The organism is Saccharothrix sabaoui (assembly GCF_051756985.1).
GTDB lineage: Bacteria > Actinomycetota > Actinomycetes > Mycobacteriales > Pseudonocardiaceae > Actinosynnema.
This window is the reverse complement of sequence record NZ_JBPKJK010000127.1, coordinates 1-26687: the sequence shown is the minus strand read 5'-3', so window position 1 is coordinate 26687 and position 26687 is coordinate 1. Positions and strand designations below refer to the sequence as shown.

Below are 26687 nucleotides of genomic sequence, written 5' to 3'. Positions count from 1 at the left end.
GGTGCGTTGGGTTATCTGCCGGGGCCGGGGCCGGGGCCGGTTGCCGGGGGCGCTACTCGCGGGGGCCCTTGCGCTGGCCCTTGGCCTGGGCGCGGGCCGCGGCTCGGCGTTCCTTGCGGGTGCCGGCCTGATTGCCGCCCTGGGTGGGGGTGGCGCCGCTGGTCTCGGCGTCACCGCTCTCCGACGGGCCGGTGTAAGTGAGGCCCTGCTGGCCGCCTCGGCCTTCCAGGCCCTTGCCGCGCAGGGCGGGGGGGATGGCGTTCCCGCTCTGGAGCTGCGCCAGCGCCGGCCCGGCGGGGGCCTGGGCGGCCGCTTCGGCTTCCTGCTGGGCGGCTGCCGCGGCGGCGGCCCGGGCTCGGGCTCGGCTGCCGGCCAGGGGGCCGCCGTTGGCGAGGGAGACCTGGACGGGGGGTTCGGCTGCGGCGGGCGGGGCGGGTTCGGCGGCTTCGACCTGGAGGTTGAACAGGAAGCCGACGCACTCCTCCTTGAGGGCGTCCAACATGGTGTTGAACATGTCGAAGCCCTCGCGCTGGTACTCGATCAGCGGGTCGCGCTGCGCCATGGCCCGCAGGCCGATGCCCTCCTTGAGGTAGTCCATCTCGTAGAGGTGCTCGCGCCACTTGCGGTCGAGGACGGAGAGGAGGACGCGGCGCTCCAGTTCGCGCATGGCGCCCGGGCCGACCCGGCCGTCGATCTCGGCTTCGCGGGCCTCGTAGGCGGCGAGGGCGTCGGCGTGGAGCTTGGCCTTCAGCGCCTCGCGGTCGACGTCCTCGTCGTCCTCCTCGAACAGCTTCTTGTGGTCGAGGCTGACCGGGTACAGCGTCTTGAGCGCGGTCCAGAGCTGGTCGAGGTCCCAGTCCTCGGCGTAGCCGTCGGCGGTGGCGCCGTCGACGTACTCGCCGACCACGGCGGTGATCATGTGGGTGATCTGTTCGCGCAGGTCCTCGCCGTCGAGCACGCGGCGGCGCTCGGCGTAGATCACCTTGCGCTGCTCGTTCATGACCTCGTCGTACTTGAGGACGTTCTTGCGGATCTCGAAGTTCTGCTGCTCGACCTGGGTCTGCGCGCTGCGGATGGCGCGGGTGACCATCTTGTGCTCGATCGGCACGTCGTCCGGCACCTTGAGCCGCGTCATGACGGTCTCGACCATGGCCGCGTTGAAGCGGCGCATCAGCTCGTCCTTGAGCGACAGGTAGAACCGGGACTCACCGGGGTCGCCCTGGCGGCCGGAGCGACCGCGGAGCTGGTTGTCGATGCGCCGCGACTCGTGGCGCTCGGTGCCGAGCACGTAGAGGCCGCCGGCGTCCTTGACCTCCTCGGACTCGGACTTGACCTCGGCGCTGACCTCCTCGATCAGCTTCGCCCAGGCGGCCTCGTACTCCTCCGGGTTCTCCACCGGGTCGAGGCCGCGTTCGCGCAGCTCGTGGTCGGCGATGATGTCCGGGTTGCCGCCCAGCACGATGTCGGTGCCTCGACCGGCCATGTTGGTGGCGACGGTGACGGCGCCCTTGCGGCCGGCCTTGGCGATGATCAGCGCCTCGCGGTCGTGGTGCTTGGCGTTGAGGACCTCGTGCGGGATGCCCTTGCGGACGAGGAGCTTCGACAGGTACTCGGAGCGCTCGACGCTGGTGGTGCCGACGAGGACGGGCTGGCCCTTCTCGTGCCGCTCGGCGATGTCCTCGGCGACGGCCTCGAACTTCGCCTCCTCGGTCTTGTAGACGAGGTCGGCCTGGTCCTTGCGCTGCATCGGCCGGTTGGTGGGGATGGGCACTACGCCGAGCTTGTAGGTCTGGTGGAACTCGGCCGCCTCGGTCTCGGCGGTGCCGGTCATGCCGCCGAGCTTCTCGTAGAGGCGGAAGTAGTTCTGGAGGGTGATCGTGGCGAGCGTCTGGTTCTCGGCCTTGATCTCGACGCCTTCCTTGGCCTCGATCGCCTGGTGCATGCCCTCGTTGTAGCGGCGGCCGGCGAGGACGCGGCCGGTGAACTCGTCGACGATCATGACCTCGCCGCCGCGGACGATGTAGTCCTTGTCCTTGGCGAACAGCTCCTTGGCCTTGATCGCGTTCTGGAAGTAGCCGACGAGCGGGGTGTTGGTCGAGTCGTAGAGGTTCTCGATGCCGAGCTGGTCCTCGACGTACTGCACGCCGGCCTCGGTGACGCCGATGGTGCGCTTGCGCTCGTCGACCTCGTAGTGGGTGTCGCGGCGCATCCGGGTGGCCAGGCGGGCGAACTCGACGTACCAGCGGGACGACTGGTCGGCCGGGCCGGAGATGATCAGCGGCGTGCGGGCCTCGTCGATGAGGATGGAGTCGACCTCGTCGACCAGGGCGAAGAAGTGGCCGCGCTGGACCATCTCGTCGCGGCTCCACGCCATGTTGTCGCGGAGGTAGTCGAAGCCGAACTCGTTGTTCGTGCCGTAGGTGATGTCGGCGTTGTAGGCGACCCGGCGCTGCTCGGGGGTCATCTCCGAGAGGATGGCGCCGACGGTCAGGCCGAGGAAGCGGTGGATGCGGCCCATCCACTCGGCGTCGCGGCGGGCGAGGTAGTCGTTGGTGGTGACGACGTGGACGCCCTTGCCGGCGATCGCGTTCAGGTAGGAGGGCAGCACCGAGGTCAGGGTCTTGCCCTCACCGGTGCGCATCTCGGCGATCTGCCCGAGGTGCAGCGCCGCGCCGCCCATGAGCTGGACGTCGAACGGGCGCTGGCCGAGGGTGCGCTTGGCTCCCTCGCGGACGACGGCGAACGCCTCCGGCAGCAGCTCGTCGAGGCTCTCCCCGTCGGCGCAGCGCTTGCGGAACTCCTCGGTCTTCGCCCGCAACTCCGCATCGGAGAGGTCGATGACGTCGTCTTCGAGGTTGTTGATGTGCGCTGCGATGTTGCGCAGGCGCTTGAGCATCTTGCCCTCGCCGGCGCGGAGCAGTCGGGACAGCACCATCTGGGTCGACCTCATTACCTCATCGCGACGCGCCCGGGGGACGGGCGCCTTCCACTGCCCCGTCACGGGCATGACGAGGCTTCACCACCCGCCATCGTAGGCAAGTCGTGAAGGTGTGTGCACAGACACAGGTAGGAAGGGGTGCGAAACGCCCTGTGACGGCCGACCGGAGGCACGTGGGAGATGCGCGGGAGACGCGCGGGGGGCGTGCGGCGGGGAACGCCCACCGGGCGGGCGAGCGGGCGGGGGAACGGGCGGGGTGTGCGCCGGTCGGAGCCCGATCGGCACCGGGGAGGAGGACGGGCGGGGAACGGGCGGGGTGCGAGAGGACGTCGGGGCGGTGGGTCGGCACCCGGTCCGCGAAAGCCGACAAGATCACGCAGAGCGACGAGGTGGGGCGAGGCGGCAGGCCCGGCCAGGCGGCGGTGCGGGGCCAGCGGCAGGCCCGGCCAGGCGGCGGTGCGGGGCCAGCGGCGGGGCGGAACCGGGTGGCGGGGCCAGGCCGGGCCGGGCCAGCGGCGGGGCGGAACCGGGTGGCGGGGCCAGGCCGGGCCGGGCCAGCGGGGGCGGGGGCGGTCAGGGGGCAACCCCCGGCGTGCAAGGGACGCCGGGGGCCGCGAGGTCGAGTGGCGGGGACTGTGGCAGGTGGCGCTCAGGCCAGCCTGATCACGCCGTAGTCGAACCCCTTCCGGCGGTAGACGACGCTGGGACGTCCGCAGTCCGCGTCGGAGAACAGGTAGAAGTCGTGGCCGACCAGTTCCATCTCGTAGAGGGCCTGGTCGACGGTCATCGGCTTGGCCGCGTGCTCCTTCTCGCGCACGACCCGGCCGGGCAGGTTGTCGTCGACGCCGTCTTCCCAGCGCTGGGCGGGCACTTCGGCCATGCCCTCGTACGCGGGTTCCGGTTCGGTGGTCTCCAGCACGGCGGTGCGGCCGAGCCACATGCCCTGTGCGTGACCGTCGTGGTCGGGGCGGCGGGGAAGGGAGTCCCCGAGACCGCTGGTCGCCTCGGCGACCGATGTCGGGCCACGTCGCCCGTGGTGCACGCGCCTGCGATCGTGCGAGCGGCGCAAACGGTTCTCGAGCTTGGCGACCGCGGCGTCCAGGGCGGCGTAGAAGTCACCGGCACACGCTTCGGAGCGGACCACCGGGCCACGTCCCTTGCCGGTGATCTCGACGCGCTGGCAGTTCTTGGACTGCCGGCGGTTGGGTTCGTGGAACAACTCCACGTCGAAGCGGATGACCTTGCGGTCGTAGCGCTCAAGGCGGGCCAGCTTTTCGGCGACGTGAACCCTGTAGTGATCGGGCACCTCGACGTTGCGGCCCTTCACGACGATGTCCATACACGACCTCCCTCGCTTAGGGGCGAGCTGTGGCTTGTGATCGTTTGGCACCGGTATTCGCGATCTACTTCGCGGACATGTTGCGGAGGGTTGCCCTCGGGCTTCCCACCGGCGCCGGGGTCATGGGCTGTTCGCCTCCTCCCCGCGTTCCGGGAACGCTGATAGCGGTGCACGTTAGCCCGGTATTCGCCGCTGCGACAGCCCCCGAGGCGGGGGATCTCGAAGATTTTCCGCTCGTGACTGAGAGCGACCGGAAACCGGTACCGGCTGTCGACCGCGCGGACGCGGTGGGACACCCCGAAGGCAGCCGCTCACCCGAACGGCCCAGCAGTGCGCGGTCATCCGTCAGCAGAGCGGTTACCTCCAACGGCCTCAGCGCGGGCGTCATATCCGGCCAACGGGCGAAGAGTCCGGGAGGTTCCCGGGCCGTTTCACCCGTGTGGGTGGGTTCGTCGGGCAGTAGTCAGTGCGAGAACGACGGATACCCGGAACCCACCCGTTTTCAACATCGAAATGCAGGCGGATGCCGTGGAACCGGTGGTGACCACGTCGTCCAGCAGGACAACCGCGCTCCCGGGCGGTGGGAGGCCCCCCGGAACGAGACGCAGGCGACCTGCGAGATTCGCGCGGCGGGCCGCCGGTGAGAGCCCCACTGAATCACGAACGCCTTTCGTGAATGCGAGTGCGGGGGCCACGGGAAAGCCGGACGCACGTGCCACTCCCACCACGTGGGAACCGCCTCGGGCGCGCGCCGCCGACCGCCGGGACGGGGCGGGCACGAGGCACGCGCCGGACCCCGCGCCGGGCAGCAGCGGCACGGCGGCGGCCACCAGGGAGCCGAACACGGCGGCCAGCTCGCGCCGGCCGCGCTCCTTGAACGCGAGCAGCGCCTCGCGCGCCGCGCCCGAGTAGTCGGCCAGCGCGTACACCGGCGGGCCGGCGCCGGGCACGGGGACGGGCCTGGGCGGCCCGAACGCGGCCAGGCAGGGCGGGCACAGCCGGGACCCCGGGCGGGAGCAGCCGGCGCAGCGGGACGGGAACAGCAGTTCGATCACCATGGGCACGACCCTGCCGGCCGGTGCCGGCGAAACCGCAGGTCGAGCCCGTCGGACACGAACGGGTGAAACTACGGAACCGCAGGTCAGCCGGGGTAGAAGGCCAGCGTCCCGGGTGCCACGGCGGTCGCCGACGCGTGCCACACGTCGCCGACGTCGCCCGCGCTCCACAGCCCGCTCTGGTCCACCGCCAGCACGTTGCGCCCCGGCGCGGCGGTCACCGACCTGACCGGCACGGTCAGGTTCGAGGTGTTGTACCGCTCGATCCGCATCCCGTCGATGTTGACCTTCGCGATCGGCCACGCGGCCAGCGACGTGCTGACGACCACCACGTCCTGCGCCAGCCAGTCCAGCGACAGCGCGGACGCGCCCAGCACGGACGGCTGGAGGTTGCGGGGCGCGCGCAGCGACACCGCCGAGTCCTGGCCCCGCACGACGGCCGCCACGATCAGCTTCCCGTCCACCACGGCCGCCACCCGCGTGCCGTCCCGGGACAGCCGCAGCTCGGTGATCTTGCCGATCAGCGACAGCTCCGAGGCGTTCACGGCGTTCGCCGTCCACCCGTTGTCGGTGCGGATCACGCGCACCACGTCGGTACCGTCGACGACCGTCCACACCTCGCTGCCCGGCTCGTCCTGCCGCCCGCCGAGCAGCCACGTCGGCCTGGTCAGGGTGCTCGCGGTCAGGTCGACCTGGGCCAGGTCCCCCTGGACGCCGCCGACCCTCAGCCGCGCGGAGGACCCGGCCCGGGTCACCACGGCGAGCTGGCTGCCGTCCACCGACTGGGCCCCGCTGAGCACCTCGTAGGCGCCCTCGCCGGCCGGGCCGGGCACCGGTTCGCCGCTGGCGCGCCTGATCCGCCCGTTCTCCACGAGCAGGCCGCCGAGCCCGGCGGCGGGGGTGGTCAGCGCCTCCCCGGTTTGCACGTCGGAGGTGCGCCACTCCTCCTGGTCGGGGGAGATCGGCTGGCCCTCCACGAGCACCCGCACGCGGCTGCTGGTCACGCCGGCGAGGGACTTCACCACCTGGGCCACGATCTGCTTGCCGACGGCGGCCGTGATGTCCCCGACCTTCGTCAGGTCCACCTCCAGCGCCCCGTTGTCGTTCTCGGCGGTGTTCTTGCGCTGCGCCGCGCCGTTCGGGACGGCCGTGGACAACGCGCCGCGCATCCCGACCGCGGGCCCCTTGAGCAGCAGGTTCACCACCCGGCTCGGGATCGACGTGGACGGCGCGACGACCACCCACCGGGGGTCCGGCACGAGCACCGCGAAGTCCTGGTCGTAGAAGAACAGCGTCACGCGCCGGTAGTTCTGCTGGAACCCGCTGAGCGGCACGAAGATGCCGTCCGGCGGGTCGGAGATGCGCCACTCGCCCTCGTCCCGGGTGATGCCGACGGGCGTCTCCAGGTTGCCGAGCTGCTGCACGAACGAGTTGTCCTCCAGCTGGAGGCGGCCGACGTTCTTGCCCTGGAGCAGCACGGTGCGCTGCTTGTCGTCGTCGGACAGGGCGGCCGTGGGCACGGTGTTGAACGTGGTCTCGATGATCGCGGGCGCGCCCTTGGTGTCCCAGGTCTTCTCGGCCTCGGAGGTCAGGTAGGCCCTGGCCGCGGCGTAGTCGTTCTCGGGGTTCGCGGCGGCGTTGACGAACTCGCGGACCAGGGTCAGCGGGTCGATGCCGGCGACGGGTTCGGGCGCGACGGCCACGGTGGCGTTGCCCGCGGACGGGTTGACCGGGATGGGCGAGGTCTGGGTGGGGATCGCGGCGCAGCCCGACAGCGCGAGCAGCGCGACCGGCAGCGCGAGCAGCGCCCTCGCGGACCGCCTCACCGGACCTCCTCGCGCTCGGCGGTGACCGGTTCGGCGGGCTGCCACGTGATCTCCTCCTCGGTCAGCTCGACCTCCTCGACCTGCTCCGGCTCGTCCGCGCCGGGTTCGACGACGACCGGCGGCAGGTCGGGCGGTTCCAGCGGCAGCGGGCTGGAGTGCACCTCGTGCCCGTGCCGGCAGGGCAGGGTCAGCCGGAACACCGCGCCGTGGCCGCGCTCGCCCCACGCCTGGAGCCAGCCGCCGTGCAGCCGGGCGTCCTCCAGGCTGATGGACAGGCCGAGGCCGGTGCCTCCGGTGCGCCGGTTGCGCGACGGGTCGGCCCGCCAGAACCGGTTGAACACCAGGTCGGCCTCGCCCGCGCGCAGGCCGACGCCGCGGTCCCGCACGGTCACCGCGACCGCCTCGCCGTCGCTGCGCAGGGTCAGCTCGACCGGCATGCCCTCGCCGTGGTCGATGGCGTTGGCCAGCAGGTTGCGCAGGATGCGCTCGACGCGCCGCGAGTCCAGCTCGGCGGTCACCTCGTGGTCGGGCAGGTCCATGACGATGGTGGTGCCGCTGCTGTTGGCGATGGCGCGCACCGCGTCGTGGGCGCGGCGGGCCAGCACGCGGATGTCGACCAGCTCGGCGGCCAGCTCCTCCACGCCCGCGTCGAGCCTGCTGATCTCCAGCAGGTCGCCCAGCAGCGACTCGAACCGGTCCAGCTCGTCGACCAGCAGCTCGGTGGAGCGCGACAGGCCGGGCGGGAACTGCTCGCGCGACGCGTGCAGCACGTCCGCCGCCATCCGCACGGTGGTCAGCGGGGTGCGCAGCTCGTGGGACACGTCGGAGGTGAAGCGGCGCTGGAGCTGGCCGAACTCCTCCAGCTGGTGGATCTGCCGCTGGATGCTGGCGGCCATCTCGTTGTACGACTCGGCCAGCCGCGCCACGTCGTCCTCGCCGACCACGGGCATCCGCTCGTCGAGGTCGCCGTCGGCGAAGCGCTCGGCGATCTCGGCGGCCTGCCGGACCGGGCGCACGACCTGCCGGGTGACGAGGTTGGCGATCACCGCGAGCAGCAGGAGCAGCACGACGCCGCCCACGACCAGGGTGTTCTGCACGACCTCGGCGGTGGCCTGCTCGCCGGTCAGCGGGAACAGCAGGTACAGGTGCATGGCGCGGGTCGAGGTGTTCACCGGCTTGCCCACGACCAGCAGGGTCGTCGGGCCGGTCTCCCGCTCCACGGTGGTGATCTGGTAGCCGGCGCTGCCCCGGTCGAGCATCCTGGTCAGGTCGACGGGCACGTCGCGCCAGCGGCCCACGGCGACGGGCTGGCCGTCGGAGCCGGTGCCGCCGACCGGGTCGTACAGGACGGGTTCGAAGGCGCCCGCGCCCAGGCTGGTGGGGTCGAGGTCCCCACCGGAGCTGTTGATCTTGTTCAACGCGGTGGTGAACCGCGTCTTCACGCTGTCCGGACCGGGGTTGAGGCCCGCGAGGTCCGGTTGGATGGCCGCCGCGCTCGCCTCGCCCTGGCGCAGCGCCGCCTCGATCTTGGTCTCCAGCAGCTGCCCGGTGATCTGCACCTGGAGCACCATGCCCAGCACGAACACCACGGCCGAGGACAGCGCGAGCGTGGACACCACGACCCGCAGCTGGAGCGAGCGGCGCCACAGCTCGCCGAACGCGGCCACCCGGCGTCGAGCGCGCTCGACCCCGCGGCGCGCTTCACGCACCACGGGGTCGAGGAGACGCGGGGTCATCGCCGGCGGGCTCCGATCACGGAGGGCCCGCCTTGTACCCGACGCCGCGCACGGTCAGCACCACCTCGGGGTGCTCCGGGTCGCGCTCGACCTTGGAGCGCAGCCGCTGCACGTGGACGTTGACCAGCCGGGTGTCCGCCGCGTGCCGGTAGCCCCACACCTGCTCCAGCAGCACCTCGCGGGTGAACACCTGGCGCGGCTTGCGGGCCAGCGCCACCAGCAGGTCGAACTCCAGCGGGGTGAGCTGGATCGGCTTGCCCTCGCGCAGCACCTCGTGACCGGGCACGTCGATGGTGAGGTCGCCGATCTGGAGCACCTCGGCGGGCTCCGCCTCGGTGCGCCGCAGGCGGGCGCGGATGCGCGCCACCAGCTCCTTCGGCTTGAACGGCTTGACCACGTAGTCGTCGGCGCCGGACTCCAGGCCCAGCACCACGTCCACGGTGTCGCTCTTGGCGGTGAGCATGACGATGGGGACGCCCGACTCGGACCGGATCGCCTTGCAGACGTCGATGCCGTTCATGCCGGGCAGCATGAGGTCGAGCAGGACCAGGTCCGGCTTGAGCTCGCGCAGCGCGGGCAGCGCGCGGGCGCCGTCGGCCACCACAGCGGTGTCGAAGCCCTCGCCGCGCAGCACGATGGTCAGCATCTCCGCCAGGGCGGGGTCGTCGTCCACGACGAGCACGCGTGCCTTCATGCCCCACATCGTCCCACTAGTGGCCTGCGGTCCACGCACCGACCGGCGGTCATCGCTGCTGGTCGCCGCCCGGGTCCGGTACGTGACCGATCTGTGTTGCCGTTCCACGGACCCCACCTCGCCTCGCCGCTCGGGATCGTTCAGCGACTCATCGGCCCGGTGGTGACGTTTCGTTACGGCGTCACACTAACGACTGAACCAGCGGGCGATCGCCTCGTCGGCCCGCAGGTCAGCGGTGCCGTCGAGCACCTCCCACGGCGCCAGCCAGCCGGCCGCCGCCAGCCCGTCGTACACCGCCGCGCACCGCGCCTGGAGGCCGCCGTCGGACTCGTAGACGTCCCGCTCCCGGGATTCCCGCCGCTCACGGCCCGCCGCGCGGTCCGCCGCGACGTCCGCGGGCACGCGCAGCAGCAGGTGCAGGTCCGGGATCGGCAAGCCGAAGCGATCGACCTCCAGCGCCCGCACCCACTCGACGAACTCCCCGTCCGCGCCCTGGTGCTGCCGGGCCGCGCCGTAGGCGGCGTTGGACGCGACGTACCGGTCGAGCAGCACGACGTCGCACCGCGCGAGGTCGGCGCGGATGCCCTCGGCCGCGTCCCGCCGGTCCAGCGCGTAGAGGACGGCCATGGCGTGCACCGAGTCCGTCACGCCGCCGAGCCTGCCGTGCAGGGCGTCGCGCACCAGGTCGGCGTGCACGTCCACGTCGTAGCGGGGGAACGCGCCGGTCGCGACCACGGCGCCGGCCCGCTGCCAGGCGTCGGTCAGCAGCCGGGCGAGGGTGCGCTTGCCCGCGCCGTCAAGGCCCTCGATCACGACGAGTTTTCCCACGGGAACACCCTAAGGGGCGCTGGTCGGTCACGTTCGGCGGCATCACATCGCCCAGTCGAGTGACAATAGATCCTTTCGGTCACCAGATTGAGTGACTACGGTGAAGCCCATTTCCGGTTGCGCGAAAGGGTGGTCCACAGGTGACCGCGGACTCGGGGCACGCCAGACCGGTGGACGACCCGGCGGGCCACCCGGTCGGGGGGCTCCCCGGGGCACTCGCCGAGACGCTGCGCTACGGGCCGTTCCACCGGGCGCTGCACGACGCCATCGCCCACCGCGGCCTGTCCCTGGCCAGGCTGCGCGCCCACCTCGGGCAGCACGGCGTGCAGGTGGGGCAGTCGACGCTCAGCTACTGGCAGCGCGGGCTGCGCCACCCCGAGGTGCCGCGCGCCATCGCCACCGTCCGGGCGCTGGAGACCGTGCTGCGGCTGCCGCCCGAGTCGCTGGTCGCGCTCGTCGGCACCCGGCCCCAGCCCCACCCGGCGCGGCCCGCCTGGGTGTCCACCGCGCCCCGGCACGACGGGTTCGACGGCGTCGGCGACCTGGGCGCGAACACCGACCTGGAGCTGCTGTCCGTGCACGACACCGTGCTCGTCGGGCCGGAGCGGGAGCAGCGGTCGATCAGCACGCGGCTCGTCGTGCGCGCGGGCCGGGCCGGGCCCGACCGGTTCCTCGGCGTGCACCAGGGCGACGAGGGGTCGCTGGTCGACAACGCCCTCGTGCGGCCCGGCGAGGGGTGCCGGCTCGGCCGGGTGCGCCGCCAGGTCGCCACCCGCGGGCTCGCCTTCGAGCTGCTGTTCGACCGCAGGCTCGCCGAGGGCGAGGAGCACGTGTTCAGCTTCACCGTGGTCGACGACACCGGCGGGCCGACCCCGGGCCACCGCCGCGCGTTCCGCGAGCCGTGCCGCGGCTACCTGGTGCAGGTGGCGTTCAACCGCCGCGCCCTGCCCGCCCGCTGCACCAAGCAGTTCCGGGCGGACGCCGACGCGGCGCCGGTGGACCTGGAGGAGCTGGTCTGCGGGCTCGGCGGGTTCGTCAGCGCCTACTACGAGGACGTCGGCCCCGGCGTGGCGGGCATCGGCGTCGAGTGGACGTGACGGGGCCGGGACCCCCGAGGAGGTCCCGGCCCCGGCGGGCACCGGTCAGTACCGGTAGTGCTCGGGCTTGTACGGGCCCTCGACGTCCACGTCGATGTACTCGGCCTGGTCCTTCGACAGCTTGGTGAGCTTGCCGCCCAGCGCCTCCAGGTGGATGCGCGCGACCTTCTCGTCCAGCTTCTTCGGCAGGCGGTACACCTCCTTGTCGTACTCCTCGTGCTTGGTGAACAGCTCGACCTGCGCGATCACCTGGTTGGAGAAGGAGTTCGACATCACGAACGACGGGTGGCCGGTGGCGTTGCCCAGGTTGAGCAGGCGGCCCTCCGACAGCACCAGGATCGAGTGGCCGTCGGGGAAGACCCACTCGTCGACCTGCGGCTTGATGTTGATCCGCCGCACGCCGGGGTAGCGCTGGAGACCGGCCATGTCGATCTCGTTGTCGAAGTGGCCGATGTTGCCCACGATCGCCTGGTGCTTCATCCGGGCCATGTGGTCGACGGTCACGACGTCCTTGTTGCCGGTCGTCGTGATGATGATGTCGGCCTTGTCGAGCACGTCCTCCAGGACCTGCACGTCGTAGCCGTCCATCGCCGCCTGGAGCGCGCAGATCGGGTCGATCTCGGTGACGATGATCCGGGCGCCCTGCCCGCGCAGCGACTCCGCCGCGCCCTTGCCCACGTCGCCGTAACCGCAGATCACGGCCACCTTGCCGCCGATCAGCACGTCGGTGCCGCGGGTGAGGCCGTCGATCAGCGAGTGGCGGATGCCGTAGCGGTTGTCGAACTTCGACTTGGTGACCGCGTCGTTGACGTTGATCGCCGGGAACAGCAGCTCACCCGCGGCGGCCAGCTGGTACAGGCGCATGACGCCGGTCGTGGTCTCCTCGGTGACGCCGCGCAGCCCCTCGGCGATCTTGGTCCACTTGCCGGTGTCGGCCGCCAGGGAGTCGCGCAGCCTCCCCAGGAAGATCTGCCACTCCTCGGAGTCGTTCGCGTCCGCCTGCGGGACGACGCCGGCCTTCTCGTACTGCACGCCCTTGTGGACCATCATCGTGGCGTCGCCGCCGTCGTCGAGGATCATGTTGGGGCCGCCGCCGTCGGGCCAGGTCAGCATGGCCTCGGCGGTCCACCAGTACTCCTCCAGCGTTTCACCCTTCCAGGCGAACACCGGGACGCCCTTGGGCTCCTCGGCGGTGCCGTGCGGGCCCACGACGACCGCGGCGGCGGCGTGGTCCTGGGTGGAGAAGATGTTGCACGACGCCCAGCGGACCTCGGCGCCCAGCGAGACCAGGGTCTCGATGAGCACCGCCGTCTGCACCGTCATGTGCAGCGAACCGGAGATCCGCGCACCCTTGAGCGGGTAGACCTCCGAGTACTCGCGGCGCAACGCCATCAGGCCGGGCATCTCGTGCTCGGCCAACCGGATCTCCTTGCGGCCGAACTCGGCCAGGGAGAGGTCCGCCACGGCGAAGTCGATGCCGTTGCGGGTCTGGAGCCTCTCGGCGGTCATCGCGGGTTCCTCCATCTCGGGTTGACCCGACCCTACCGCCCGCCACGCCGGGCCACGGCGGTCGCGGTGAACTGCGCGCGGATGGACCACCATGGCACTGCTGACGTGAGGTTTCGCGGGGAGGACCTGTGCTGATACCCGGCCCCGACACGCGGGTGGTCGAGCTGCGGGTGCACGGCGTGCAGGGCACGACGCCGCACTCGCTGGTGGACGCCGTGGCGGCGGTGGACGTGGCCGGCGACGGCCTGGGCCGCCTCGTGCGCCCGGCCGACCGGCTGCGCAGACCCGCGCCCGGACCCGTGCTCCAGGCCGGGGGGCGGCCCGTGTCGCGCGTGGTCGAGGGGTACGTGTGGGGCGGCATGACCTCCGGCGGGTGGGCCAAGGCGACGTGGGCGCTGCTGTTCCCGTTCTCGCTGGCCAACGTGGCGCACTGGATGCTGCCGCCGGTGCCCGCCGGGAACCTGCCCGCGCACCTGCTGGGCATCGGGCTGCGGGCGCTGCTGCGGCTCGCGGCGCTGCTGCTGACCGTGCTGCTGATCGCCCAGGTGACCGTGATCAGCCTCGACCTGGTGGCCGCGCAGTGCCTGGCGGCGGGCTCGCCGTGCCTGTGGGGGCAGTCCTGGCCGGCCGCGACGCCGTGGGTGCGGGCGGTGGTGGGCACCGCGCCGGTCGCGCTGGTCGTGCTCGTCCTGCACCGGGTGTCCAGCGTGGACTGGCGCATCGAGCGGCGGGACGTGCCCGCGTCCTCCGCGCCCGGCTCGGGGCTGCCCGGGGCGCACGTCGCCACCGACCCCGACACGCCGTCGCTGCGGGTCCTGCACCTGGTGGCGGGCCTGGGCACGGGGGTGGCGATCGCGTTGGGCGGCCCGCTCGGCCCGCTGGTCGCGCCCGGCTGGCACGGTGCCGCGATCGCCGCGTGCCGGTGGGTGGGCGTCGGGCTGGTCGCGGTGGCGGCGCTGGGCGCGATGCTGCTCGACGACCCGACGGGCGGTTCGCCGCACCGGGGCGGCCGGTGGCTGCGCGCCGCCCTCGGCCGCGGCCCGCGCCGCGTGCTGCACGTCACGGCGTGGCTGGCGCTGCTCGCGGCCACCGCGCTGCTGGTCCGGCTGCCCCGGGAGCTGCCCGGCGCGGACCTGGGCGTGCAGGTCGTGGCGGCCCTCGTGGCGCTGGTGTGCGCGCTGATCGGGCTGCTGCTGGTGCCCGCGGCGCTGCTGGCCCGGCGCACGTGGCGTGCGCAGCCGCGCGAGCTGCGGCCGTGGGCGGGCGGCTGGATGGCGGCGCCGGTGGTGGCGGTGTCCGCGCTGCTGGGCGGCGGGTTCGGCGCGGGTGTGGCGCTGACCCTGCGAGGGCTGCTCGGGCACGGCGAACTGCCGCGCGGGTACGACTACATCGCGCTGCTGTGGGGCGTCGCCGGCGTGCTGGCCCTGCTCGCCGGGGTGGCGGTCGCCGCGTACACCGGGATGGTGCGGTGGAGCTCCCTGCGGCGGGACAAGGAGTGGGCGCGCGAGGCGTCCCTGCTGCACGCCGGGCGCGCCCGCGACCTCAAGCGCGCCGCGCGGGCCTGGTGGTGGGCCGAGTGGCAGCGCGGGCACAGCCACCACGTGGTGCTGATCGTGGCCGCCGTGCTGGCCGTCGGCGCGGTGCCGGCGGCGTTCCTGCGGCTCCGGGAGGTCGTCCTGCCCGAGTGGGCGTGGCCGTTCTCCGGGCTGGGCGTCGTCGTGCTGGCCCTGCTGGCGCTGGCGCTGCTGCGGGCCGTGTGGCTCGCCGCGCGGCGGCCGGACACCGCCCGCCAGGTCGGGGTGCTGGCCGACCTGGCCGCGTTCTGGCCGCGCGAGGCGCACCCCGTCGTGCCGCCGTGCTACGCGCTGAAGGTCGTGCCGGAGCTGGTGTCGCGGGTGCGGGAGCACCTGGACGACCCCGGCACGCGGGTCGTGCTCGCCGGGCACAGCCAGGGCAGCCTGCTCGCCGCGGTCGCCGCCGCCCGGCTGCTGGAGGAGCTGCCGCCGCACCAGGCCGAGCGGTTGGGCCTGGTCACGGCCGGGTCGCAGCTCCAGTGGGCGTACTCGCGGGCGTTCCCGGCGGTCGTGCCGCACAGCTCGCTGGCGTCCCTGTCCGGCGGCCTGGCCGGCCGGTGGCGGGCGCTGTGCCGGGGCACCGACCCGCTGGGCGGCGCGGTCACGACGTGGGACCGGCAGGTGTACGACGGGATGCTGCTCGGCACCGGCTTCCGCCCGGACGGCACGTCGGGCGCCCTGCCGCCGGCCGAGCGCGGCCCGACCGGCGCGCTGGTGCTGGGCGGCGACCACTGGCTGCCCGACCCGCAGCGCGGCCCGTTCCCCGGCCGGCGGTGGGCGCCGGGCGTGAACCGGCACGCCGACTACACCTCGGACCCGGAGTGGGACCGCGCCGTGGCGCTGGCGGCGGGCCTGGAGGTGGGCGAGCGGCCCGTGCCGGTGCTGCCTACCGCGCGGCCGGGGTCGCCGTCGTTCCGGTTCCCGTCGCCGGAGCAGCGGTGAGCCGGTCGAGCAGGCGGTCCGCGGCGCGTTCCCGGCCGGCGGCGGCGAGCAGGCCCGCGGGGGCCAGCACGTAGTCCCGGTCGACCAGCACCGCGGCGTCGCGCAGCACGGGCCGCAGCACGGGGTCGGCGCGCAGGGTCCCCTCGATCCCGTCGAGCGACGCCGCGTGCCGGAACACGCCGCCGGACAGCACGAGCAGGCCCGCGCCGCGCGGTCCCAGCCGCCCGTCCACCAGGCGCAGGTGCCGGCGCACGGCCAGGACGGCGGCCAGCGCGGCCAGCCGGTGGTCCACGGCCGGGTCCTCGGGCAGCCAGTCGACCCGCGCCGCCCGGACCCCCGCCTCCGCGCGCAGGGCGGTCGCCTCGGCGTCGGTGACCAGCCGCTCGGCGAGGGCCTCGGCGACCAGCGTGCCCGCCGACCACCGCATCCCCAGGTCGCCCTCGACGGTGCGGCGGTCCGGCGGCAGCGCGACCGTCCTCTCCGGACCTTCCACAGTGGACACGGCGGAGTACACGTCGGTGGTGGCGCCGCCCACGTCCACGACGAGCACGGCGCCCTCGTGGTCCCGCGCGGCCAGCCGGGACACCCCGCCCAGCACCGCGTCCGGCGTCACGGCCCGCACCAGCCGGCGGAACCGCGGCCCGCGCGACAACCCCTTGCCGCCGATCACGTGCGACAGGAACACGTCGCGGATCGCCCGCCGCGCCGGACCGGGGTTCAGCTCCCCCACGTCCGGCAGCACGTTCTCCGCGCGCACCACCGTGCGGCCCGCCAGCAGCTCCAGCGCCCCCGGCTGCGCCTCGGCGTTGCCCGCCAGCACGACCGGGCACGCGACGCGGTTCGCGCCGAGCCGGCGCGCGTTGTGCAGCAGCACGCGGTCGTCGCCGCCGTCCGTGCCGCCGACCAGCAGCACCACGTCCGGGCGGGCCGCGCGCAGCGCCCGCACGCCCGCGCCGTCCAGCGGACCGGCCGACACGTGCACCACCCGCGCGCCCGCCGACAGCGCCACCCGGTACCCGGCCTCGGCGCTGACCAGGCGTTCCTGCCCGACGACCGCCAACCGCAGGCCGCCGCCCGCCGACGAGCAGGCCAGCACCTCGTCCACCGGGCCCAGCGCGCCGGCCACCGCGTCGATCCCCCGGAGCACCTCCGGCGGGGTGGTGGCGTGCTGCGCGGTGCCGAGCAGCTCACCGCCCCCCGACACCGCGGCCGCTTTCGTCCACGTCGAGCCGATGTCCAGACACAGCACGGTCATGCGGCGCAAACTACCGGTGGCCTCGCGGGCCCCCGGTCACCTCTAGGCTGATCGGACCAACGCACCGAGGAGGGGAACGCCGTGCCGGGGAACGGGCTGTGGCGCACCAAGTCGATCGAGCAGTCGATCGCGGACACCGACGAGCCGGACACCAAGCTCCGCAAGGAACTCACCGCCTGGGACCTGACCGTGTTCGGCGTCGCGGTGGTGATCGGGGCGGGCATCTTCACGCTCACCGCCTCCACCGCGGGCAACCTCGCCGGGCCGTCCGTGTCCCTGGCGTTCGTGCTGGCCGCCGTGGCGTGCGCGCTGGCCGCGCTCTGCTACGCCGAGTTCGCGTCCACCGTGCCGGTCGCGGGCAGCGCGTACACGTTCTCCTACGCCACGTTCGGCGAGTTCGCGGCGTGGATCATCGGCTGGGACCTGGTGCTGGAGTTCGCGGTCGGCTCCGCGGCCGTCGCCAAGGGCTGGTCGGTGTACCTGGAGACCGTGCTGGGCCACGCCGGCCTGGACGTGAAGACGACCGCGACCATCGGGGGCGTGGACGTCGACTGGGGCTCGCTGCTGCTGGTGGCGGTGCTGACCGTGCTGCTGGCGGTGGGCACGAAGCTGTCGTCGCGGGTGTCCGCGGTGATCACCGCGGTCAAGGTGGCCGTGGTGCTGCTGGTGATCGTGCTCGGCATCGGCTACATCAAGATGGCGAACTACAGCCCGTACGTCCCGCCCGCGCAGACCGGTCCGGCGACCGCGCACGGGCTGGAGCAGTCGCTGTTCTCGCTGCTCACCGGGTTCGAGGGCTCCACCTACGGCGTGCTGGGCCTGCTGGCCGCCGCGTCGCTGGTGTTCTTCGCGTTCATCGGCTTCGACGTCGTCGCCACCACCGCCGAGGAGACGAAGGACCCGCAGCGCGCCGTGCCGCGCGGCATCCTCGGCTCGCTGGCCATCGTGACCGTGCTGTACGTCGCGGTGTCGCTGGTGATCACCGGCATGGTGCCCTACACCGAGCTGGCCACCCAGCCGGACGGCAGCCGCGCCACGCTCGCCACCGCGTTCTCGGCGAACGGCGTGGACTGGGCGGCCACCGTGATCTCGGTCGGCGCCCTGGCGGGCCTCACCACGGTCGTCATGGTGCTGATGCTCGGCCAGACGCGCGTGCTGTTCGCGATGTCCCGCGACGGCCTGGTGCCGCGCGGCCTGGCCCGCACCGGCAAGCACGGCACGCCGTTCCGCATCACGCTGGTCGTCGGCGTCCTGGTCGCGATCGCGGCCGGCTTCTTCCCGGCGGGCAAGCTGGAGGAGATGGTGAACGTGGGCACGCTGTTCGCGTTCATCCTGGTGTCGGCGGGCGTGCTGGTGCTCCGCAAGACCCGCCCCGACCTGCCGCGCGGCTTCCGCGTGCCGCTCGTCCCGGTGGTGCCGGTCCTCGCGATCCTCGCCTGCCTGTGGCTGATGCTGAACCTGACCGCCCTCACCTGGGTCCGCTTCCTGGTGTGGATGGCCCTGGGCGTGGTCGTCTACTTCGCCTACGGCCGCCGCCACTCGCTGCTGGGCAGGCGCGGGACGACCGCCGTGCCCGTGGTGAAGGAGGACGAGGTCCCGTAGCGGCGCGGTGGTCCCGCACCGGCGGGCCACCCGACCGAACGGAGGAGGGGCGGCGAGCACACCGGCTCGCCGCCCCTCCTCGGTTCCGCGGCCCTACGACTTCTGGGCCGGCGACCGGTCCAGGTCGGGCTCCAGGTAGATCAGGCGCGCGGCCGGGACCTTGGTCCTCACGCGCTGCTCCGCGTCGTCGATGGCCTGCGCCACCTCGGAGACCTCCAGGCCCGGGTTCAGGGCGATCTTGGCGGCCACCAGCAGCTCGTCCGGGCCGATGTACTGGGTCCGGATGTGGATGACGCGCTGGACCTTGCCCGCCGCCAGCTCGTCGACGATGACGTCCAGCTCCGCCGGGGCCGCGCCCTCGCCGATGAGCAGCGACTTCATCTCGATGATCAGGATGATCGCGATGACGCCCAGCAGCACGCCGATGCAGATGGTGCCGATGGCGTCCCACACCGGGTCACCGGTGAGCGTGGACAGGCCGACGCCCATCAGGGCCAGCACGAGGCCGAACAGCGCACCCGCGTCCTCCAGCAGCACGACCGGCAGCTCGGGCACCTTCGACTGGCGGATGAACTGCCACCACGTGGCGTTGCCCTTGATCGCCTTCGACTCGACGATGGCGGTGCGGAAGCTGTAGGTCTCCAGGCCGATGGCGACGACCAGGATGACCACCGCGACCAGCGGGCTGCTCAGCTCCTCGTGCGACTCCAGCTTGTGGATGCCCTCGTAGAGGGCGAACACCGAGCCGAGGCTGAACAGCATCAGGGCCACGACGAACGAGTAGAAGTACCGGTCCCGGCCGAAGCCGAACGGGTGGTTCAGCGTCGCCCTGCGCCGGGACGTCTTCTGCCCGAGCAGCAACAGGCCCTGGTTGGACGTGTCGGCCACGGAGTGCACCGATTCGGCCAGCATCGACGACGAGCCGGTGATCAAGAAGCCGACGAACTTGGCGATCGCGATGCCCGCGTTCGCCACCAGTGCGGCGATGATCGCCTTGGTACCGCCCCCTGCTGACACGGTTGCTCCCTACACGCCCTGGTCCGATTTGTCGTGGTGACCCTACTCAACGCCGGGGGTTGCCCGGAAAAGCCGGGTGGGAACCTCGGCGGTCACCACGACGGACGGATCGGCGGCCGGCAGCCACACGGACTGGCCCCGCCGCAGCTCCAGCACCGTCGAGCCGGACGTGAGCCTCGCCACACCGCGCGCGCAGAAGAGGATCTGCGGTCCGCTGTGGTCGATCCGGACCTCGTCGCCGTCGTCCACCTCGACGCGGGACAGCTCGAACTCGGGGCACGCCGTCCGGTACGTCCACAGGCCGGGCGCGGTCGGCGAACCGGTCTGCACCGGCATGTCGCCGCACGTGAAGTCGAGCACCCGCATCAGCTCGGGCACGTCGACGTGCTTGGGCGTCAGGCCGCAGCGCAGCACGTTGTCGGAGTTCGCGAGGATCTCCACGCCGGTGCCGTGCAGGTAGGCGTGCAGGTTGCCGGCGGGCAGGTAGATGGCCTCGCCGGGCTGGAGCACGATCCGGTTGAGCAGCAGCGCGGCCAGCACGCCCGCGTCACCGGGGTACGCCTCCCCCAGCTCCAGGACCGTACGGCACTCCAGGTCGAACTCGCCGTGCTCCTTCACGTGCGCCACGCACGCGTCGAGCACCTGCGGCAGCAGCACGTCCAGCGCGTTCTGCGGCAGCGTGATCACCGTGGTGAACAGGGCGCGCAGGCCCTCGGCGTCGGGCTGGGCGGCCAGCAGCTCGGTGTAGGGCGCGAAGTCGGGCGCGTCGAGCGAGCGCAGCAGCTTCACCGTCCGCGCCGGCTCCCGGAACCCGGCCAGCGCGTGGAACTCGGTCAGCGCGCAGACCAGCTCGGGCTTCGCCGACGGGTCCTTGTAGTTGCGGACCGGCGAGTCCAGCGGCACGCCCGCCGCGTCCTCGGCGGCGAACCCCTGCGCCGCCTGCTCCGCCGACGGGTGCGCCTGGAGGCTCAGCGCCTCGTCGGCGGCCAGCACCTTGAGCAGGAACGGCAGCCTGCTGCCCCACCGGTCGGCGCAGCGCGCGCCGAGCTGGCCGTCCGGGTCGTCCGCGAGCAGGTCCAGCAGGGACCGCTGCACGCCGTCCGCGCCGACCACGTGCGACGGGTCGCCCGGGTGGGCGCCCATCCACAGCTCGGCCTCGGGGTGCGGCGCCGGCACCTCGCGCCCGAGCATCTCGGCGATCGCGGTGCGCGAACCCCACGCGTACGCGCGCACGGCGTTGTGCAGCAGTTCCACAGTCAATCCCCTCACACGGCCGGCGCGTACAGCCCCGGGCCACCCAGCGTCCCCGCCGCCAGGCCCAGGTACAGCGCGGCCAGCTCGAACCGCAGCGCGAGCAGCGCGGCGCACACGGCCTCGCCGCCGCCGACCTCCTCGGCCGGCTCCAGCACGTCGGCTCCCGACAGGGTCTCCATCGCGACCCGGCGGGTGAACTCGGCCTGCGGGCCGCGGCGCACGGCCAGCAGCATCACCCGGACCAGGCCGTCCTGCTCGTCGTCCGGGTCGGCGAAGATGTCCGCGCCGGACGTGCCCCGCACCGCCCTCCGGTGCAGCGCCGACCGGGTCGACGCCTGAGGATAGCCGGCCACGTCGCTGACCACGCCCGCGTGCGCGGCGAGCATGCCCGCGCCGTGCACGGCGACGGCCGTGGCCAGGTCGTCCAGGCCCCACAGCAGCGGGGTGCGGTCGGCCACGCGCAGCGCCAGCGTCTTCGCCGGGTTCACGAACGACTCGTGCTGCGGGTGGCAGCGCTCGGCCTCGCGGTCCAGCTCGTCGGCGATGGCGTGCACGTCCGCTTCGAGCAGCCCCAGCGCCTCCAGCGCCACCAGCCACGCGGCGAACGCGCGGGCGAAGCCGAGGCCCCGCGGCACGGGCACGCGCGGCGGGACGAGCACGGCGTGCCGGGCCGCGGCGGCGGCCACCGGGCCGTCGGGCTCGGCGGTCAGCAGCACGCGCGCGCCGCGCCGGGCCACCCGGTCCACCGACTCGGCCAGCTGCACGTCACCGGGGTCCTCGGTGTGCGCGAGGACCACGTCGAGCGCGCCCACCCACGTCGGCACGTCGTCGGACACGACGACCGGCACCGGGCAGCGCGGCCCGAGCAGGGCCGTCACCAGCCCGGCGACGGCCGGCCCGACCCCGGGCCTGGCGACCAGCACCAGCGCCCGCGGCCGTTCGGTGAAGATGCGCCGGACCCCTAGCTCGTCCGCCACCTCGGCGGCGGCCCTGACCTGCGCGCCCGCGCGCGCGGCGGCGCGCAGCAGGCCGCCCGTGTCGGCGTCGGCGAGGCGGGACTGGTCGTCGAGGAGACTGTCGTCGAGCACGTGCTCACCCGGCCGTCGGCTCGACAGCCTCGTCGAGCAGCAGCACCGGGATGCCGTCCCGGACCGGGAACGACCGGCCGCACGACGTGCACGTCAGGTAGTCCGCCCGCGGGTCGGACGCGGTGCCGATTTCGAGCGGCGCGTGCTCCGGGCACGGGCAGGCCAGGATCTCCAGCAGCTGCGGGTCGAGTTGCACTGCCACGGCGCTCATCCCCTCACGATCGCCAGGACCTCGTCGCGCAGGGCGGCGACGGAGGCCGCGTCGGCGGCTTCGACGTTGAGCCGCAGCAGCGGCTCGGTGTTGGAGGCGCGCAGGTTGAACCACGAGCCGTCGGGCAGGCTCACCGTGAGGCCGTCGAGCTCGTCGAGCTCCACGCCCTCCCGGCCGCCGAACTCGGCCTTGATGGCGGCCAGGCGGCCGGCCTGGTCGTCGACCGTCGAGTTGACCTCGCCGGACGCGGCGTAGCGCGAGTAGGCGCTGGTCAGGTCGGACAGCGTACCGGCCTGCTCGCCGAGCGCGGCCAGCACGTGCAGCGCGGCCAGCATGCCGGTGTCGGCGCGCCAGAAGTCGCGGAAGTAGTAGTGGGCGGAGTGCTCGCCGCCGAAGATCGCCCCGGTCCGGGCCATCTCCTCCTTGATGAAGGAGTGGCCGACGCGGGTGCGCACCGGCGTGCCGCCGTGCTCGCGCACGATCTCCGGCACCGCGTGCGAGGTGATCAGGTTGTGGATGACCGTGCCGCCCGGGGCCTTGGCCAGCTCGCGCACCGCGACCAGCGCGGTGATCGCGGACGGGGACACCGGCTCGCCGCGCTCGTCGACCACGAAGCAGCGGTCGGCGTCGCCGTCGAACGCCACGCCCGCGTCGGCCCCGACCTCGCGGACCTTGGCCTGGAGGTCGACGATGTTCTTCGGGTCGAGCGGGTTGGCCTCGTGGTTGGGGAAGCTGCCGTCCAGCTCGAAGTACATCGGGACGACGTCGAACGGCAGGCCCTCGAACACCTTCGGCACGGTGTAGCCGCCCATGCCGTTGCCCGCGTCCACGACGACCTTCAGCCGCCGGTTGGCGCTCAGGTCGACCAGCTGGTGCAGGTAGGCGGCGTACTCGACGAGCATGTCGCGCTGCGTGACGGCGCCCTTGGCGACGCCCTCGGCGTCCGGCACGCCCTGCTCGGCGTCCTGGCGGACCTGCGCCAGGCCGCTGTCCTGGCCGACCGGCGCGGCGCCCGCGCGGCACAGCTTGATGCCGTTGTACTTGGCCGGGTTGTGCGACGCGGTGAACATCGCGCCGGGCAGGTCGAGCTTGCCGGAGGCGAAGTACAGCATGTCGGTGCTGGCCAGGCCGATGCTGACCACGTCGACGCCCTGGGCCGTGACGCCCTCGGCGAACGCGGCGGCCAGCCCCGGGGACGAGTCGCGCATGTCGTGGCCGATCACCACGGCGGGACCGCCGACCAGGCGCGCGAAGGCCGCGCCGAAGTCGCGCACGACACCCTCGTCGAGCTGTTCCCCGACGACACCGCGGATGTCGTAAGCCTTGACGATGCCGGACAGATCGCGCACGGCCACACTCCCGATATTCGGCTCTTGACACTGCCCTCAGGAGCCTACCGGCGCACGGGCGCGCGCCGCGTCCGGTCATCCGGTCGTTCGGACTTCGTGACGGGCCCGGCCGCTCTCCGCGCGGTCTCCGTGCGGTCGGCGAGGGGCCGTTCAGACCTCGCGAGGGGCCGTTCGGTCCGCGCGGGCCGTTCAGTCCTCGGGCGGGCCGTTCAGTCCTCGGGCGGGCCGTTCAGTCCTCGCGCGGGTCGGGCAGGACGCGGAGGTGGCCGCGCCTGATCGTGCCCGCGGGCACCTCGGGGACCTCGACCGCGGGGGTGCGCCCCGCCTCGCGCACGGCCTCCGCCAGCGCGGTCAGGTCGTCGACGGTCGGCTCCGGCGCCCGGAACTCGCCCTGGTGCCGCACGACCTCCCAGCCGCGGGGCGCGGTGAGGCGCAGCGCGTGCTCCTCGCAGAGGTCGTACGAGTGCGGTTCCGAGTAGGTCGCGAGGGGTCCGACGACCGCCGTGGAGTCCGCATAGGCGTACGTGAGCGTGGCGACTGCCGGGTTAGCGCACCCGGTTCGCGAGCACCGTCTCACGCTCCGCACGGCGGGGACGATATCGCGTCCCGCGCGAGGTGTGTTGGATTACCTCCGGCGCGGCGCTCGGGAGGGGTCCGGACTTCGGCAAGTTGCCTGGTCGCGGAGGCACCCGCACGGGGCCGAGCGGCCGACAACTACCCTTGTCCCGTGGTGATGGCTCGGGGTTCACGGCGGCAGGGCGCTCCGCGGCGGCGCAACCGCGACCGGCACGGCCGGGGGTTGCGCGGTCCGCTGTACCCGGCCACGCTGCCGGCGGCGCGCAGCCGTGCCGAGCGGTTCGACGCGCTGGTGCTGGAGGCGCTGGAACCGATCGAGGCGCGGTGGCGCACCGAGCTGACCCAGTTGGACGTGGCGGTCGACGACGTGCCCGACGTGGCGCCCAACGGCGACGACGGCGACGTGGTCGAGGACGGCAACGTCCCGCTGGCCCGGCTGATCCCGGCCGGCGCCGACCGCCGTGCCCGCATCGTGCTGTACCGGCGACCGCTGGAGGCGCGCGCGAAGGACGGCGCGGACCTGTCCGACCTGGTGCACGACGTCCTCGTGGAGCAGGTCGCGAACTACCTGGGCCTGGACCCCGACGTGATCGACGGCGAATAACCCAAAGCCCACCCGCGAGAGTCCAACGCTCAGGCCCCGAGAGTCCAACGCCCAGGCCTCGAGAGTCCAACGCTCGGACCCGGTGAGTTCTTCATCCACGCCTAACGGTGTGAGTCCCGAACGCAGAACTCAGGGGTCCTGGGCGTTGGACTCTCGGGGCCCGGAGGTTGGACTCTCGCGGTCAGGGGCGGCGGCGGGACGGGGGGATGGCGGTCAGGAGGGTGAAGAGGGCCGCGGCGGCCTGGAGGACCAGGAGGAACTCGCGCAGGGTCGTCGAGACCTCCACGCGCACCTCGGACGCCGTCGTCGGCAGGGTCACGCCCACCAGGTGCCCCCACGCCCGCACGGTCGCCACCTCGCGACCGTCCACGGTGGCCCGCCAGCCCGGTTCCTCCTCGGCCGCCAGCACCAGGAGCCTGCCCTCGGGCCCCTCGGACACCCGCACGCCCACCTCGGGCGGCCCGGCCTCGACGGGCGCGAGGCCGGGCGCGCCCAGCTCCACGGGCGGGTCGCCGCCGGTGCGGGCGCGCCGGGCCAGCTCCGGGGACAGCAGCACGGCGTTGCCCGCCGCCGGCTGCACGCGCAGCACGGGCCGCCCGTCGGTCATCGCGGGCGTGACGGCCACCAGGTCGCCCGCGGCGTCGCGCAGCCGCCGTGCCGCGGCCGGGTCGGGCAGGACGACGAACGCCACCCCGGACGCCGCGGCCTGGGCGAGGGCGGTCCGGGCGGTGGCGGCGTCACCGCCGGTCAGGTCGCGCGACCACCGCGCCAGCCGGGCCGGGGCGGCGGCCACGGGCACGAGGTCGTCGTCCCCGAACGCGGGCAGCCGGCCCGCCACGAGCCGCGTCGGCGTGCCGAGGACCAGCACGGACCGGCCGGTGCGCGGCAGCTCCCGCTCCACCGTCGACGGCAGCCGGGCCGCGTCGTCGGTCAGCGCGCCGGTGCGCAGGCCGGCGAACCCGGACACCGCCAGGCCGACGACCGCCACCACGCCCACCGCGGACACGACCCGCGCGAACGGCACGGCCGCCGCGTCCCGCCGGAACGCCGACAGCACGACGTGCAGCAGCCCCCACCCGACGACCACGAGCGCGGCGCCGGTCCAGCCGGGCTGGGCGGGCCCGCCGGGCAGCGGCGTGATCGGCACCGTCCGCAGCACGATCACCGCGAACCCGCCGAGCACGACGACCGCGAGCCCGGCGAGCATCGACCGGTTCGGCCGCGCGGCGAGCGCGAACAGGGCGAACGCGACCACCGCGAACCCGGCGAACGGCAGCGCGCCCGTCCCGCCCGGCCGCAGCGCCACCAGGTCGAGCAGCCCGGACACCGGGGTCTCCGCGAACGCGCCCACGCCGTGCAGCACGACCGACGGGTTCTGGAGCACCACGGCGGGCCACGGCAGCAGCAGCGCCATCGGCAGCAGCACGACCACGAACAGCGAGGCCACCCGCCGCCGGCCGTCGCCCGCCCGGCCGGGCACCACGACGAACCCGACCAGCGCGCCCAGCGCCACCAGGCCGTGCACGAGCGGCGAGAACGCGCCCAGCGCGGCGACCGCGAGCGCCGTCCCGGAGGCCACCGGCAGCCAGGCCGCGCCGGCGCCGCCGCGCAGCACCGACACCACCCCGGCGAACACCACCGGCACCAGCAGGTGCACCACGACCACGTCGAGCCGGCCCTGGCTGACCGCGGACGTGGCGGCCGGCAGCAGGGCGTACCCGGCGGCCACGAGGGCGCGCACGGGCCGCCGCGCGGGCACCCGCCGGGTCGCGGCGTAGGCGGCCAGGCCGGCCAGCGGGGCGTCCGCGACGAACAGCACGGCGACCAGCCCGGCCGGTGAGCCGACGAACACCCCCAGCACGCCGAGGACGGCGAGCGCCGCGGGCGCGGGCGCGGTCGTGCCGCCCGCCACCGGGTGCCAGGCGGCCAGGTAGGTCGACCACGTCGCGGCCAGGTCGCCGACCGGCAGCAGCCGCCCGCCCGAGAGGTCGAGGCCGAGGCGGGACGCGTTGGCCAGCAGGCCGAAGAGGGTGAGGCCGAGCACCAGCAGCAGCGGCGGGCCGAGGACGACGGACCGCAGCACGCGCGCCCGGTCGACCTCGACGAACACGATCCCGGGCACGGGGGCGGTGGTCCCGCGCGGCACCGGCGAGGGGCGCGGGCGCGGTGAGGGGCGCAACGCCCCGGGGGCCG

General features: G+C 73.7%; 19 protein-coding genes and 1 pseudogene. 4 read left to right on the top strand and 16 right to left on the bottom strand.

Going from position 1 to position 26687, the window contains the following annotated elements:
- Positions 1–52: 52 nt before the first annotated feature.
- The 7 genes from secA to ACR807_RS30585 all read right to left on the bottom strand — a co-directional run bounded on the left by secA (position 53) and on the right by ACR807_RS30585 (position 10416).
- Positions 53–2935, bottom strand: coding sequence for a preprotein translocase subunit SecA (secA, locus tag ACR807_RS30615; protein ID WP_438924927.1), 2883 nt, complete (start codon positions 2933–2935; stop codon positions 53–55).
- A gap of 652 nt (positions 2936–3587) precedes the next feature.
- Positions 3588–4277, bottom strand: coding sequence for a ribosome hibernation-promoting factor, HPF/YfiA family (hpf, locus tag ACR807_RS30610; RefSeq protein WP_438924926.1), 690 nt, complete (start codon positions 4275–4277; stop codon positions 3588–3590).
- 431 nt (positions 4278–4708) lie between these two features.
- The gene (locus ACR807_RS30605; protein WP_438924925.1) at positions 4709–5335 is read right to left on the bottom strand and encodes a ComF family protein; all 627 of its coding nucleotides are present in this window, start codon (positions 5333–5335) and stop codon (positions 4709–4711) included.
- 83 nt (positions 5336–5418) lie between these two features.
- Positions 5419–7158: an LpqB family beta-propeller domain-containing protein gene (locus tag ACR807_RS30600; protein WP_438924924.1), complete on the bottom strand. Its 1740-nt coding sequence runs from the start codon at positions 7156–7158 to the stop codon at positions 5419–5421.
- Complete coding sequence (gene mtrB, locus ACR807_RS30595; RefSeq protein ID WP_438924923.1) at positions 7155–8894, bottom strand: MtrAB system histidine kinase MtrB; 1740 nt, start codon at positions 8892–8894, stop codon at positions 7155–7157. The genes ACR807_RS30600 and mtrB overlap by 4 nt, the downstream gene beginning before the upstream one ends.
- Positions 8895–8910: 16 nt before the next feature.
- Positions 8911–9588, bottom strand: a complete 678-nt coding sequence (mtrA, locus tag ACR807_RS30590) for an MtrAB system response regulator MtrA (RefSeq protein WP_015104936.1) — start codon at positions 9586–9588, stop codon at positions 8911–8913.
- 186 nt (positions 9589–9774) lie between these two features.
- Positions 9775–10416, bottom strand: coding sequence for a dTMP kinase (locus ACR807_RS30585; RefSeq protein ID WP_438924922.1), 642 nt, complete (start codon positions 10414–10416; stop codon positions 9775–9777).
- A 140-nt stretch (positions 10417–10556) separates the two neighbouring features.
- Here ACR807_RS30585 and ACR807_RS30580 point away from each other — a divergent pair, with 140 nt between their 5' ends.
- Positions 10557–11513, top strand: coding sequence for a hypothetical protein (locus tag ACR807_RS30580; RefSeq protein WP_438924921.1), 957 nt, complete (start codon positions 10557–10559; stop codon positions 11511–11513).
- Positions 11514–11558: 45 nt separating this feature from the next.
- Here the strand turns inward: ACR807_RS30580 and ahcY are convergent, their stop codons facing one another.
- Positions 11559–13022: an adenosylhomocysteinase gene (gene ahcY, locus ACR807_RS30575; protein ID WP_438924920.1), complete on the bottom strand. Its 1464-nt coding sequence runs from the start codon at positions 13020–13022 to the stop codon at positions 11559–11561.
- A gap of 128 nt (positions 13023–13150) precedes the next feature.
- Here ahcY and ACR807_RS30570 point away from each other — a divergent pair, with 128 nt between their 5' ends.
- Positions 13151–15538: a hypothetical protein gene (locus tag ACR807_RS30570; protein ID WP_438924919.1), complete on the top strand. Its 2388-nt coding sequence runs from the start codon at positions 13151–13153 to the stop codon at positions 15536–15538.
- Here ACR807_RS30570 and ACR807_RS30565 read toward each other — a convergent pair.
- Entirely contained in the window at positions 15483–16793 is a 1311-nt protein-coding gene (locus ACR807_RS30565; RefSeq protein WP_438924918.1) for a glutamate mutase L, read from the bottom strand. The genes ACR807_RS30570 and ACR807_RS30565 overlap by 56 nt on opposite strands.
- Before the next feature lie 81 nt (positions 16794–16874).
- Here ACR807_RS30565 and ACR807_RS30560 point away from each other — a divergent pair, with 81 nt between their 5' ends.
- Entirely contained in the window at positions 16875–18395 is a 1521-nt protein-coding gene (locus ACR807_RS30560) for an amino acid permease (RefSeq protein WP_438924917.1), read from the top strand.
- Between the two features lie 93 nt (positions 18396–18488).
- On the opposite strand, the gene ACR807_RS30555 is transcribed toward ACR807_RS30560, so the two are convergent.
- The 6 genes from ACR807_RS30555 to ACR807_RS30530 all read right to left on the bottom strand — a co-directional run bounded on the left by ACR807_RS30555 (position 18489) and on the right by ACR807_RS30530 (position 23900).
- Positions 18489–19412, bottom strand: a complete 924-nt coding sequence (locus ACR807_RS30555) for a cation diffusion facilitator family transporter (protein ID WP_438924916.1) — start codon at positions 19410–19412, stop codon at positions 18489–18491.
- Positions 19413–19454: 42 nt separating this feature from the next.
- Complete coding sequence (manA, locus tag ACR807_RS30550) at positions 19455–20666, bottom strand: mannose-6-phosphate isomerase, class I (protein ID WP_438924915.1); 1212 nt, start codon at positions 20664–20666, stop codon at positions 19455–19457.
- Positions 20667–20677: 11 nt separating this feature from the next.
- On the bottom strand, positions 20678–21754 hold the full coding sequence (locus tag ACR807_RS30545; RefSeq protein WP_438924914.1) for an SIS domain-containing protein: 1077 nt from the start codon (positions 21752–21754) through the stop codon (positions 20678–20680).
- A 4-nt stretch (positions 21755–21758) separates the two neighbouring features.
- Complete coding sequence (locus ACR807_RS30540; protein WP_438924930.1) at positions 21759–21956, bottom strand: Trm112 family protein; 198 nt, start codon at positions 21954–21956, stop codon at positions 21759–21761.
- A 5-nt stretch (positions 21957–21961) separates the two neighbouring features.
- Positions 21962–23314, bottom strand: coding sequence for a phosphomannomutase/phosphoglucomutase (locus ACR807_RS30535; RefSeq protein ID WP_438924929.1), 1353 nt, complete (start codon positions 23312–23314; stop codon positions 21962–21964).
- Positions 23315–23543: 229 nt separating this feature from the next.
- Positions 23544–23900, bottom strand: a complete 357-nt coding sequence (locus ACR807_RS30530; protein WP_438924913.1) for a DUF3499 domain-containing protein — start codon at positions 23898–23900, stop codon at positions 23544–23546.
- 147 nt (positions 23901–24047) lie between these two features.
- Here ACR807_RS30530 and ACR807_RS30525 point away from each other — a divergent pair, with 147 nt between their 5' ends.
- Positions 24048–24494, top strand: coding sequence for a metallopeptidase family protein (locus ACR807_RS30525; RefSeq protein ID WP_438924928.1), 447 nt, complete (start codon positions 24048–24050; stop codon positions 24492–24494).
- Positions 24495–24675: 181 nt separating this feature from the next.
- On the opposite strand, the pseudogene ACR807_RS30520 reads toward ACR807_RS30525, so the two are convergent.
- Positions 24676–26687: pseudogene (locus ACR807_RS30520) on the bottom strand (glycosyltransferase); the annotation flags it as partial.